The organism is Tsuneonella sp. HG222, from assembly GCF_053819185.1.
Map to the genome: position 1 here is coordinate 190,878 of NZ_JBSOQZ010000002.1, position 12,017 is coordinate 202,894.

The 12,017-nt window shown below is 67.2% G+C and carries 10 protein-coding genes; 5 read left to right on the forward strand and 5 right to left on the reverse strand.

Annotated features, from left to right (window positions below; translation table 11 throughout):
* Positions 1–4: 4 nt before the first annotated feature.
* Positions 5–1,294 carry an ABC transporter permease gene (locus ACWPMZ_RS12535; RefSeq protein WP_455704399.1) on the reverse strand — a complete coding sequence of 430 codons (1,290 nt, stop codon included), beginning with the start codon at positions 1,292–1,294 and terminating at the stop codon, positions 5–7.
* Positions 1,291–2,289 (reverse strand): ABC transporter ATP-binding protein, encoded by a 999-nt coding sequence (locus tag ACWPMZ_RS12540; RefSeq protein WP_455704400.1) that lies wholly within the window; start codon positions 2,287–2,289, stop codon positions 1,291–1,293. The genes ACWPMZ_RS12535 and ACWPMZ_RS12540 overlap by 4 nt, the downstream gene beginning before the upstream one ends.
* A gap of 48 nt (positions 2,290–2,337) precedes the next feature.
* On the opposite strand from ACWPMZ_RS12540, the gene queG reads away from it, so the two are divergent.
* Complete coding sequence (queG, locus tag ACWPMZ_RS12545; RefSeq protein WP_455704401.1) at positions 2,338–3,378, forward strand: tRNA epoxyqueuosine(34) reductase QueG; 1,041 nt, start codon at positions 2,338–2,340, stop codon at positions 3,376–3,378.
* Here the strand turns inward: queG and ACWPMZ_RS12550 are convergent.
* Positions 3,370–4,596: an NAD(P)/FAD-dependent oxidoreductase gene (locus tag ACWPMZ_RS12550; protein ID WP_455704402.1), complete on the reverse strand. Its 1,227-nt coding sequence runs from the start codon at positions 4,594–4,596 to the stop codon at positions 3,370–3,372. The two genes, queG and ACWPMZ_RS12550, sit on opposite strands and share 9 nt — an antisense overlap.
* Before the next feature lie 131 nt (positions 4,597–4,727).
* Here ACWPMZ_RS12550 and ACWPMZ_RS12555 point away from each other — a divergent pair, with 131 nt between their 5' ends.
* Complete coding sequence (locus tag ACWPMZ_RS12555; RefSeq protein ID WP_455704403.1) at positions 4,728–5,642, forward strand: glycosyltransferase family 2 protein; 915 nt, start codon at positions 4,728–4,730, stop codon at positions 5,640–5,642.
* Positions 5,643–5,688: 46 nt separating this feature from the next.
* Positions 5,689–6,603: a glycosyltransferase family 2 protein gene (locus ACWPMZ_RS12560; RefSeq protein ID WP_455704404.1), complete on the forward strand. Its 915-nt coding sequence runs from the start codon at positions 5,689–5,691 to the stop codon at positions 6,601–6,603.
* Here ACWPMZ_RS12560 and ACWPMZ_RS12565 read toward each other — a convergent pair.
* Together ACWPMZ_RS12565 and ACWPMZ_RS12570 are read right to left on the reverse strand one after the other, a co-directional pair.
* Positions 6,600–7,580, reverse strand: coding sequence for a polysaccharide deacetylase family protein (locus ACWPMZ_RS12565; protein WP_455704405.1), 981 nt, complete (start codon positions 7,578–7,580; stop codon positions 6,600–6,602). The genes ACWPMZ_RS12560 and ACWPMZ_RS12565 overlap by 4 nt on opposite strands.
* Before the next feature lie 3 nt (positions 7,581–7,583).
* Positions 7,584–9,368, reverse strand: coding sequence for an ABC transporter ATP-binding protein (locus tag ACWPMZ_RS12570; RefSeq protein ID WP_455705147.1), 1,785 nt, complete (start codon positions 9,366–9,368; stop codon positions 7,584–7,586).
* 220 nt (positions 9,369–9,588) lie between these two features.
* On the opposite strand from ACWPMZ_RS12570, the gene ACWPMZ_RS12575 reads away from it, so the two are divergent.
* Both ACWPMZ_RS12575 and ACWPMZ_RS12580 read left to right on the forward strand, forming a co-directional pair.
* Positions 9,589–11,226, forward strand: coding sequence for a glycosyltransferase family 2 protein (locus ACWPMZ_RS12575; RefSeq protein ID WP_455704406.1), 1,638 nt, complete (start codon positions 9,589–9,591; stop codon positions 11,224–11,226).
* Between the two features lie 20 nt (positions 11,227–11,246).
* A complete protein-coding gene (locus ACWPMZ_RS12580; RefSeq protein ID WP_455704407.1) occupies positions 11,247–11,981 on the forward strand; it encodes a methyltransferase domain-containing protein in 735 nt (244 codons plus the stop codon).
* The last annotated feature ends 36 nt before the right edge of the window (positions 11,982–12,017 follow it).

Consider the following 12,017-nt stretch of genomic DNA (forward strand, 5'->3'; position numbering starts at 1 on the left):
CCTCCTACGGGGTGGTGCGCGAACCGTTCCTGAACAGGGCCGCCACGAGCGCCGCGAGGCCCAGCCTTCTCCTGACCTTTTGCGGGCCGGACTTCATCACCCTCTTGCGGAACAGCCGCGCACCCACGCGGATCGCGATCGCCACCCACAGCGCCTGCCAAGCCAATGCCACCAAGTGCGGCCAGACCTGCGGCGACTGCGCGGCGCGCGCCAGCATGGCGAAGGGGCTGGACAGCGGGAACGCCATGGCTGCCCATTCGACCGGCTCCCCGCTGTGGGCCATCGCGTAGCTGGCGAAGAAGAACAGCAGGACCTGGCCCATGGTGACCGGCATCGACAGCGTCTGGACGTCGCGCACGGTGGTCGCGAGCGAACCGATGGCCAGGAACATCGTGCCCAGCAGCAGGTATCCCATGGCGAAGTAGCTCACGCCGAACAGGATGAACAACGGCCAGCCCACACCCGGCTCGGGCAGGCCGGCAGGATCGAACATCCCGCCCATCAGCCCGCCCATCTCGGACACGCCGAACAGCCCGGCGATAACCGTCGCCCATACGGAGATGCCGACCAGCGAAACCGCCAGCATGGCGAACAGCTTGCCCATGAAGACCGCGTCCATCGGGATCGCCGCGGCCAGGATCTCGATGATCTTGTTCGCCTTCTCCTCGACCAGGTTGGACAGGACCATGCCCGCCAGCAGCATGATCAGCAGAAACAGCAGCGTTTGCCCGGCCTGCGCTGTCCTGAGCAGCGCGCGGGTCGTGTCGGCATTGCTGGTCTGGCGCGGCTGCATCGCCACGTTGGGAAAGGTTTGCGGACCCTTGCCCTGCGCAGTCGCCGCGATCAGCCCCACGTCGCCGCGCCAGTGGTCGAGCCGTTCCGCCGGACCCGTAAGCAAGGGGCGCTCGATCGTGCCGGTCAACACGGCGGCGATGTTGCGGTCGGGACTGTCGAGGCCCGCCACCGCATCGTAGGTCTCGCCCGGCGCCGGGACGGCGACTTCCACCATCTCAGGCAAGTCGAGATGGCCGAGACTTACCAGCGAATCGCGCGCTGTGATCATCGCCAGGCCTTGCCCGGCTTCCATCGCCACACCGATGCGCGGGACTCCCGTGCTTTCGGCCAGCTGACTGCCGACCCCCCCGGCCAGCAGGCCCACGATGATCGGAAACAGCGGCCCTAGCAGGAAGAAGAAAAACGTGCGGCTGCGGATCACGGCCAGGAAATCGCGCCGGGCGATGACCAGCGCGGCGGCCAGCATCGACAGGCGCGCCTTGGGGGCGGGATCGCTCATCGTGTGAACCCTCCGGCGCTCTCGGCCGGAGCCTCCTCGGCCAGGGCGCGCGCGGCCGCCTCGCCGGCGATGGCCACGAACGCGTCGTGCAGCCCCGCCCGTTCGATGGAGAGCGAGAGGATGCCGGCTTCGCCTTCGATCAGCGCGCGCAGCAGCGGCTCGATCCCGCTATCGGGCAGCGGGAAGTGCCAGAAATTGCCTTCCTCCCTGCTGCCCGGCGGCAAGGCAGCGCGCCATGGGCCGTCGCGGGTCGCCGTCTCCAGCCGGACTTGCGCGGGGATCCGGTCGCGCGCGGCATCGACCGAACCGGCGTAGGGGACCTTGCCCCCGGCGATGATCGCCACGTCGTCGCACAAACGCTCGGCATGGGCGATGACATGGGTGCTGAAGATGACCGTGGTGCCCTTGGCCGCGAGATCGCGGATCAGCCGTTCGAGCTTGCCCTGGTTGAGCGCGTCGAGCCCGCTGAACGGCTCGTCGAGGATGACGAGGCGCGGCTCGTGCACCAGCGTGCCGAGCAATTGCACCGTCTGCGCCATGCCCTTGGAGAGCTGGCGGATCTGGCGATCGAGCGCATGGCCCAGGCCATGGGCTTCCATCATCGCGCGTCCGCGCTTGCGGCCCTCGGCCAAAGGCAGACCGCGCAGCGCGCCCATGAAGGCGATCGCCTCGTCCGCCTTCATCGACGGGTAGAGCCCGCGTTCCTCGGGCAGGTAACCGATCAGCCGGGCGATGTCCTGCGGCCGTTCGTGGCCCAGCACGCGGCGCATTCCCGAATCCGGATCGATGATGCCCAGCAGCATCCTGAGCGTAGTGCTCTTGCCCGCGCCGTTGGGGCCCAGGATGCCGTAGATCGCGCCTTCGGGCACGCTCAGATCCACCCCGTCGACCGCCAGCGTGCCGTCGAACCGCTTGACCAGCCCGCGCGCCTCTATCGCCAGAGAAGCTGTGCCCGCGTTGCGGGCGGGGTCGGTCTGGCCTAGCGCTGCATGCATTGTGGCTGCGGCTGTAGGCCGCGCGGCTTAACGGGAGCAAGGCGGAACTTGGTTAACGGGGCGGCGACCCACGATCTGAAGCAGGCTCTGGCCGCGCAGGCGCGCGCGCTCGGGTTCGTCGCCTTCGGCGTCGCCGCCGCGATGGACGATCCCTTGCGCGGCCGGCGGCTCGACCAGTGGCTGGGCGAAGGTATGCACGGCGAGATGGAGTGGATGGCCGCGCAGGCCGACGTGCGCCGCGGCCCCAACGCCATGTGGCCCGCCGCCCGCAGCGTGATCGCACTTGGCATGAGCTACGCGCCCGAAATCGATCCGCTCACGCCGGGCGAAGCGAAGATCTCGGTCTATGCCCAGGGCCGCGACTATCACGACACGGTCAAGAAGGCGCTCAAGGCCCTGGCGCGCTGGCTGGTGGCCGAAGCTCCGGGAACCGAGCTCAAGGTCTTCGTCGACACCGCGCCGGTGATGGAAAAGCCGCTGGGCGAGGCGGCCGGCATCGGCTGGCAGGGCAAGCACACCAACCTCGTCAGCCGCGAGCACGGCTCGTGGCTGTTCCTCGGCGCGATCTACACGACCCTGGCGCTGGAGCCCGACGCGCCGCACCCCGACCGCTGCGGCAGTTGCGACGCCTGCCAGCGCGCCTGCCCGACCGATGCCTTTCCCGCGCCCTACCGCCTCGATGCGCGGCGCTGCATCTCCTACCTGACGATCGAGCTCAAGGGCCCGATCCCGCACGAGTTCCGCGAGGCGATCGGCACGCGCATCTACGGTTGTGACGACTGCCTGGCAGTGTGCCCGTGGAACAAGTTCGCCGATGCCGCCGCCCGCCACGCCGCCTTCGTCCCGCGCGCCGACCTGGTGGCGCCGGACCTGGCCGAATTGCTGGCGCTCGACGATGCCGGATTTCGCGCGAAGTTCTCCGGTTCGCCGATCAAGCGCGTCGGACGCGGCAGGTTCGTGCGAAACTGCCTGATCGCGGCCGGAAACACTGGGAATCGAGCGCTCGATCCGCAAGTAGCGGCACTCTGCGACGATCCTGACCCGGTGATTGCGGAGGCGGCGCAGTGGGCGCGCGCGCGCCTAAAGTAGGTCCTTGAGCGGCATGTCGCCGTCGAGGAGCAGCTCGGGATCGACCGCCAGATTGGCCTCGACCAGCTTGCGACCCTGTGCGTAATCCTTGGTTTTATTGACGCAATCGAGTGCGATGACCCGCCCCTCGCGCATGTAGACGACCGAGAAGCTGCGGCTCGCCGGGTCGCCCCGCAGCACGGTTGCGTCGTGCCCCGCCGACAGGCCGACCGTCTGCAGCCGCAGATCGTACTGGTTCGACCAGAACCAGGGTGTGGCGCGGTAAGGCTCCGGATTCCCGCAGATATCCTTGGCCGCGGTGGTCGCCATGTCGTGCGCGTTCTGCACGCTCTCCAGCCGGATGACCGAGCCGTTGGCGAACGGATTGGCATGCGCCGCGCAGTCGCCCACCGCATAGACGCCGGGCAGGCTGGTGCGGCACAGGTCGTCCACGTCCACCCCGTTCGCGCCCGCCGCCCCGGCGATGATCAGCGGCCCGACGCTGGGGACGATGCCGATGCCGACGACGACCATGTCGCATTCGATCACCTCGCCGCCCGCGAGCCGCACCCCGGTCACCCGGTCGCCGTCTCCCTCGATCGCCTCGATCGTCGCATTCGTCCGCAGGTCGACCCCGTGCGCACGGTGCTCGGCTTCGAAGAATCGCGACAGGTCCTCCCCCGCGACCCGGCTGAGCACGCGGTCGAGCGATTCGAGCAGGATCACCTCGCAACCGAGCTTGCGCAGCACCGCTGCCGCTTCCAGCCCGATATAGCCGCCGCCGATCACCACCGCGCGGGTCAATCCCGCCCCCAGTTCGCTTCGCATCCGGTCGACATCGGCGCGGTCGCGCACCGTGTGGATGCCGCCCAGATCGGCTCCGGGACACGACAGCCGCCGTGCGTCGCCGCCCGCGGCCCAGATCAGCGTTCCATATCCCATCGTCTCGCCGCCGGTCATCGTCAGGACCCTGGCTTGCGGATCGACCTTGGTGACGGCGATGCCGAGGCGCAGATCGATCTCCTTGTCATGCCAGAAACCCTCCGGCCGGATCATGATCCGTTCGAACGGCTTCTCACCGGCAAGGTATTCCTTGGAAAGCGGCGGCCGTTCGTAGGGCGGATTGGCGTCGCGCCCGATCATCGTGACGGATCCGGTAAACCCTTGTTGTCGCAGGGCGATTGCCGTCTGTGCCCCGCCATGGCCGGTGCCCACGATCACGATGTCCGCGCTCTTCATCACCCGTGTGCTTGGGCAATTCCGTGCGTGCGTCAAGGTATTCGGCGGTCTTTCCCGGCCCTGTCAGCGGCTGCGGGAGAGGTGTCCGCGATAAGCGTGACAGTCCGGCACGCCGGGCCTATGGCCCCGCCGTGCAAAGTCCGCGCGTCTCGGTAGTGTGCATCTTTCTCGATCAGGAAGCCTTCCTGGGCGAGGCGATCGACAGCGTGCTGGGGCAGGAATTCCACGATTTCGAGCTGTTGCTGATGGACGACGGATCGTCCGACCGGAGCACGCGGATCGCGCAGGACGCGGCGCGGATGGATCCCGCGAGGGTGCGCTATCTCGAGCATCCGGGCCACGCCAATCGCGGGATGAGCGCTGCGCGCAACCTTGGCCTGGCCAATGCCCGGGGCGAGTTCGTCACGTTTCTCGACGGCGACGATCGGTTCAGGCCCGGCAAGCTGGGCGAACAGGTCGCCCTGCTCGACGCGCACCCGGAGGCGGGGATGATCTGCGGCGGCTACAACCGCTGGCGCGAGTGGGACGGCGGGTTCGACGAAATCCATCTGTCGGGCCCGGGCAATGGCTTGTCGTTTCCGCCCGAGACGACCTTGTCCGTCTACCCGCTGGGCTGGTCCAAGAATCCCACGGAGACGATGATCCGCCGGTCGATAGCGCAGGAGATCGGGGGCTACGAAGATACGTTCCGCGGGCTTTATGAGGACCAGGCTTTCTATTCGAAGGCGTTTCTGGCCACTGGGGTGCTGTTCACCGACTCCGTCTGGCTCGATTACCGGGCTCACGCACGCAGCAACACGGCGCAGATCCAGTGGCACGAATTCGTCGCTACGCGGCAGCGTTTCCTCGACTGGTTCGAGGCCTATCTGCAGCCCAGGGATGTCGTCGGAAAGTCCGCCATCCTCGCCAGGCTGCAGGCCGAACGTCGCGCGACGAGCGGCTTGCTGCGCCCATGGCTGCGCAGCACGGTCCTGCGCGCATGGCTCAAGGTCAAGCGGGCTGCCGGCTCGCACGATCTCTATCGTCGGCACAGTCACGGTACCTGATGCCAGCCCACGGTGACGGCCGAGCTCCGGGTTGGTAGGAAGCGTCATGGCAGCGCCCCGGGTATCGATCATCTGCATCTTCCTGAACGAAGGGCGCTTTCTGGCAGAGGCGATCGAAAGCGTGCTGGGTCAAGACTTCCGCGATTTCGAACTGATCCTGGCCGACGACGGCTCCACCGACAGCAGTAGCGAGATCGCCCGCGGCTATGCCGCCCGTCATCCGGGCCAGTTGATCTACGTCGATCATCCGGGTCACGCGAACCGCGGCATGAGCGCCACCCGCAACCTGGGCCTGTCAAAGTGTCGGGGAGTGTTCGTCGCGGCGATGGACGGCGACGATCGGTGGCTGCCGTGCAAGGTCGGCGAACAGGTCGCGCTGCTCGATGCCAATCCTGCCGTCGGGATGGTCTGCGGCGGATACAGGTTCTGGCGCAGCTGGGACGGCGGCGAGGACAGCGAATATTTTTCCGGTCACCGCTTCGACCGCGCCTCCAATCCGCCCGAAGCGCTGCTTGCCCTCTATCCGCTGGGCCGCGCGCTCAACCCGACGGACGCGATGGTCCGCAGGGACATCGTCGAGCGGGTCGGCGGCTGGGAGGACACGTTCCCTGGGCTTTACGAGGACGTGGTGTTCCATTCGAAGGTCTTTCTGGAGAGCGGCGTCATCTTCGCGCGCCGTATCTGGCACGACTACCGGACCCATGCCGCAAGCTGCACCCAGTCTGCCGAACCGGGCGCGGACGGCAGGTGGCGTGTCCGTTACTTCGACTGGCTCGAGGCTTATCTTGCCGAACATCCGGAGCGCGACGATCCCCGCATCCATCGTGCCATCGCCAGGGGACGGCGCGAACTGCGCTACCCGGCTGCTTTCGGGGCCTACTATGCAGCGCGGCGGCTGGCGGGAAATGTGGCCCGGAAGACCGGCCTCATCCATCTGCTGCGGCGGGAGGCGACGCGCTAAGGCGTTTTCGCCGCAGTGCCGAGAAAAGCACGCCGCATCGCGCCAAGCGCCCTGGCCCGCAGGCCGAAAAGGGCCGCCGCGCGCGGGATCGCGGTCTTCAGGGCGAACCGCCAGCCGGCATCGCGGCGCAGGATTTCGACCCTCGGCACGTCGAACCGCCCTCCTTCGCGCCGAACGAAGCCTTTTCGCAGCGAGAAACCCGCGAGGTAGCCTGCTTCATCCAGCGCGTGGTGGGTACGGACATCGTTGCTGCCATAGGGATAGGCGAAGAAGCGTGGGCGGGGAAAGCCGAGCGCCTGCAGATCGTCGGCGGCGCCGCGAGTTTCGGCTTGCAGGTCTAACCCTTCGACTGTCGTGAGATCGACATGGTGCCGCGAATGACCGCCGATCTCGATCCCCTCGGCGCGAATGTTGTGCAGGCCGTCTGCGTCCAGCAACCTCAGCTCGCCTGCCCCGCGTTCCATGTCCCATGCGTTCGCCCGCCCGATGCGCCGGGTCACAGCGAAGGCGATTGCCTGGATACCGCGCGGGGACAGGATGTCGCGCGCGGTGTCGAGCAGTTCGGCGTAGCAGTCGTCGAATGTCACCATCACTGCCCTGCGCGGCAGCGGCACGCCGTGCGCAAGGTATTCGATCAGGCGATCGGGGCCGACGAAGGAAAAACCCCTGCGCGCAAGCTGGTCGAGTTGCGCCGCCAGTTCACCGGGAGGGACGCCGTAATCGCGCAGCAACGGATTTTCCGACAGGTCCTGGACTGCGTGATAGCACAGTATGGTGAGCCTGCCGCGACGCAGCAGGTCGCCCAGAATGTCGAGCAGCTTCATTGTCACCCGTACCGAGCCGTGTCCTGCCTGCGGGTGTCTTTCGGCAATCCAGCTGCCAAAACGTCCGGGCGCGCGCAGAGCCCACCAGCCGGCCCCTATGGATCGTCCGCACGGGTTGTCATTCTCTGCTGCGGAAGGCGAAAGGGCGGGCACCGATCAGGCCATCGTCGTGCGGAAATAATCGAGCGAACCGAGGGGCCCCGCCTCGACGACCCTGCCGCCATCGAGCACGACACCGAACTCGCACGCCGCAAGAGTGCTCTTGCGATGGCTGATGATCAGCGCACTGCGGAAATGTCGGTGCTCTTTGAGCAGGGCGATGATCTCGCTTTCGGACATTGCGTCGACCGCGCTGGTGGCTTCGTCGAGGATCAGCAGATCGGGCCGCCGCACCAGTGCGCGGGCAAGGCCGATGCGCTGCCGCTGCCCGCCCGAAAACGACTGCGCGCCAAGCTCGACCCGGGTCTGAAACCCCTTGGCGGTGTTCTCGATGAAACCCAGCGCGCCTGCGGTTTTCGCCGCGAGCCGTATCTCGTCCCAGGTCGCGTCGGGTTTGCCGTAAGCGATGTTGTCGGCGATCGTGCCGTCGAGAAGATCGATGTCCTGCCCCGCGATGCCGACGTGCGAGAGCCAGTCATCGGCGGCGAAATTCCCGACGTCTTGCTCGCCCAGGCGAATGCGGCCCGTGGTCGGCTCGATCAGCCGGCAAAGAAGGCTGACGAGGGTCGACTTGCCCGAGCCGGAAGGGCCGATCAGCGCTGTCGCCGCGCCCGGTGTAATCGTGAAGGTGGCATCGTGGAGCGCGGCGAAACCGTCCGGATATTCGAACGAGACACCCTCGAACCGGATGGGTGCGTCGATCGCACGGACCTCATGCGTCGCGGCCGCCGGCCGAGCGGCCGGTTCCTGCGCCAGCACCCAGCTGACTTCGTCGACCGCGGGGGTAAGAGCGGCTATGTCGACGCGCGCCCGGCTGACCACCTGTGCCAGCGGCTGGCAGCGGCTCAGCAGCACGAGAAAGGCGATGACCGTGGGCAAGGGGGTTTGCAGCGCGACCGCGGTCATCATGATCGCGACGAAGACCAGCAGGACCAGAACCTCGATCAGCGGGCCCGCGGCGGCCGACACCGTGTAGACCCGGTCCATTTTCTTCCGCACGGCGACCGAGGTGGCGGCGAACCTGTCAAGCTCGCGCTCCTGCTGACCGAAGACCCGGATTGCCCGCATCCCCCCGATCAGGGCGAAAATCCGCTCGCCCATCGACTTCTGGGCATTCGAGATGGCCGGGCTCAGCTTCCGCTGACGCCACTCGAGCGCCATCAGGCAGCCCTGGATCGCGGCCGCCCCGGCAACCGCCACCAGGGCGAGCGGAGCACTGATCTGAAAGAGAATGACAGCGAACACCGCCAGCATCGCCAGGGCCGGGACGATCTTCAACGCTTGCCGGAAGGATTGCGCCGCATTCCAGCTTTCGTTGAGGACGATGTGGAGCAACCGCGCGCGCTCGTGGCGCAGGTGAAAATCGTAATCCAGCGCCAGCAGCTTGGTGCACAGCGCCTGGCGGACATCGTTCGCGAGGCGGCTGTAGAGGTGGAAGATGTAGCTCTCGTTCAGCCCCTGGACGATGCCCTTCAGCAGGATGAAGCCGATCATAGCGGCGCCGAACACGAGCAGCCGGGTCTCCCGGTCCTGGCTCGCGAGCACCTTGCCCACCTCCGCCAACGGCCCCGGCAGCTCCGCCGGTATCCCCCCGGGCGTAAGCATCCCCAGCAGGGGGATGATGAAGGTGATGCCGATCCCTTCGAAGATTCCCGCGGCCAGGCCGGCCAGCGCCACCAGCGGCAGCGTGTAGGCGCTGCGGCGCAGGAGCGGCGCCAGCGGCCCGCCGACGAGCTGGGCGCCCCGGGTCCGTAACCGCGCGATCGGAGATGCGGGGGGCATGCGATTCAACAGATACCCCGCCCGTAACTCTCGCTGCGCCTGGAAGCGGCCGATCTTACGAGCGCGCGGGCGGCAACGCAATCGACCGCCCGCACCTGTCTGTCTCGCCCCGGGACTGCAACCGGATCGGTGCGGTCTGTCGCTTGTGTAGGTATAGCTACCTACGTAATAGCCCAGAGCGGCCCTGGACGGCTGCGGCAGCGCGGGACTTCATCGCCGCATGGGAGCTCAGGACTCCATTCCGGTTTCCGGTGCCCCCGATGCCCTGCGGCATGGCGGCGCCTCTGCGCCCCATTCCGTCGCGGTGGTCATTCCGGTCTACAATCGGGCGGCGTACCTGCGCGATGCCTTGGCATCAGTCGCCGCGCAAAGCAGGCCCGCCGATGAGGTCATCGTCGTCGACGACGGCTCGGTCGACGATCCGGAGACCGTTGTCGCTCAGTTTCCAGGCGTGCGGCTGCTGCGGCAGGACAACCTCGGACCTTCACGGGCGCGCAATGCGGGGCTGGCCGCCGCGCGCGCCGACTATGTGTTGTTTCTCGACAGCGACGACGTGCTGCTGCCCGATGGCATCGCCGCGTGCCTGGCATGCATGGCGGAAAACCCTGGTGCGGCGGTCGCCTATGGGGCGCACTTGCCGGTCGACCAGGATCTCGTCGCCACGGGCGGCCCGCGCTTCATCGCGATGGCCCGCGATGCCTATCACGACCTGCTGGAAGGCAACGGGGTGCTGATGCTGGGCTCCGCACTGTTCGACCGCACGGCGCTGCTGGCCGTCGGCGGGTTCGACGACAAACTGAGCCTGGCGGAAGACTACGACCTTTACCTGCGCCTTGCGAGGAACTATCCGTTCGCCTGCGATCCCGCCCTGGTGGCGAAATACCGCGCGCATCCCGGAAACCTGTCGGCGCGCCATGCGGCGATGATGGAATCGGCCCTCGCCGTGCAGGAGCGCCATCGGCCGAGCGAATCGGACGGAGCAGGGATGCGGGCCTACCGCAAGGGCCAGCGCGCCCTGCGGATGATCGTGGCGAATTCCTGGTCGCTAGCCCAAGCCCAGGACCCGACTGGGGAGACGCCGGGCAAACTGGAAGCCTACCGCGCGGCGCCGTTCGCGGCTTTCATCGCCAGCCTGTGGCAGATCGTACGCAAGCTACTGCCGGCCCGGGCCATCCAGTTCATCAAGAGCCGCCTGTCGGGCTATCTGCCGACCTTGCAGAAGCTGGATTTCGGCGATCTCGCACGGCGCCGGCCCGTGGGAACGGCGTTCGGCCGCGACCGGGGGACGTCGATCGACCAGTTCTACATCGACAAGTTCTTCCAGCGCCACGCCGGCGCGATGCGCGGGCGGATCGAATGGCTGCGCCCTGAACCTGCCCCCGCCCTGCCGGAAGGCAATTTCGCTTATACGTTCGAAGCCGAGCCGAGCGGGGCAAATCGGGTGCGCGAAGTCGCGGCGAAGTTCGAGTACGAGCCGGCATCAGCGCCCGATGGCCATGACTGCATCGCCTGGCATCACGGTGCGCACGATCCGCTCGAACTGGAGCGCCTCATTGCCCGCTCGCGCGTGCGTCTCAATCCCGGGGGGGTGCTGCTGGCGACGCTGCCGGGTGTCGCGGGGGGCGTGCAAACGGCCGGAGCCGATGGATTCTGGGCGCCCACTCCCGACGGCGCAAGGCGTATGTTCGAGCGGGAGTTCGGCGAGGGGAACGTCGAGGTCACGTCGTTCGGAAACGTCTATGCCGCAACCAGCTTCCTGCAGGGCCTGGCGGTGGAGGATATCGATGCCGCCTGGCTCGATGGCGTCGATCCCGCTTTCCCGTTAGTCCTGGGCATCGCGGCACGCCGGCCGGCGTAGCCATTGAGGAAACACATACCGTGACGGTCAAGAGTTTCGCGCGGCGGGTCCTTCCGCCACAGGTTCGATCCGCCCTGAAGCGGCTGTCGCAGTGGGACAAACCCGCCACGGGCAAGGTCGACTTCGGCGACTTCGGGCAGGTTAGGCCGATCAGCCCGCACTTCGGCTACGACCGCGGCGCGCCGGTGGATCGCCACTACATCGAAGGCTTCCTTCGGAAAAATGCCGCCGACCTGAAGGGCCGGACGCTGGAGATAGGCTCCGACGATTATTGCAGAATGTTCGGCGCGGGGATTACTCGCCAGGATGTCCTGCATGTCGACGAAACCGCCGTGGGCGCCACCATCATCGGGGATCTCAGCCGGCCCGGAACGCTGTCGCCCGGGACGTTCGATTGCCAGGTCGTCACGCAGACCCTTCATTTGATCTACGATGTGAAGGCGGCGGTCCAGGAACTGCACGACGGCCTTGCCCCCGGCGGGGTTCTCCTCGCGACGGTGCCGGGCGTCGCGACCGTATGCCGGGATGAATTCCGCGATATCTGGTACTGGTCGATGACGAGGCACAGCGTGTTGAAGATCTTCGGCGAGGTCTTCGGCGAGACGAACTTGCAGATCGAGACGTTCGGCAATGTCTATGCCGCGGTCTCGTTTCTCGAGGGCCTGGCCGTCGAAGACGTCGATGCCAGCCGGCTCGACGTCAAGGACGAGAGCTACCCGATGATCATCGGCGTGCGCGCCGCGAAGGCGGGGTGACGCGGCCGCTCCGGCCGGCGACCCGTCGCCCTCCCG

Bases quoted from the DNA above. Each gene is read 5' to 3' on its own strand.
- ACWPMZ_RS12535 (WP_455704399.1), bottom strand. From the start codon at position 1,294: ATGAGCGATCCCGCCCCCAAGGCGCGCCTGTCGATGCTGGCCGCCGCG.
- ACWPMZ_RS12560 (WP_455704404.1), top strand. From the start codon at position 5,689: ATGGCAGCGCCCCGGGTATCGATCATCTGCATCTTCCTGAACGAAGGG.
- ACWPMZ_RS12550 (WP_455704402.1), bottom strand. From the start codon at position 4,596: ATGAAGAGCGCGGACATCGTGATCGTGGGCACCGGCCATGGCGGGGCA.
- ACWPMZ_RS12575 (WP_455704406.1), top strand. From the start codon at position 9,589: ATGGGAGCTCAGGACTCCATTCCGGTTTCCGGTGCCCCCGATGCCCTG.
- ACWPMZ_RS12540 (WP_455704400.1), bottom strand. From the start codon at position 2,289: ATGCATGCAGCGCTAGGCCAGACCGACCCCGCCCGCAACGCGGGCACA.
- ACWPMZ_RS12570 (WP_455705147.1), bottom strand. From the start codon at position 9,368: ATGCCCCCCGCATCTCCGATCGCGCGGTTACGGACCCGGGGCGCCCAG.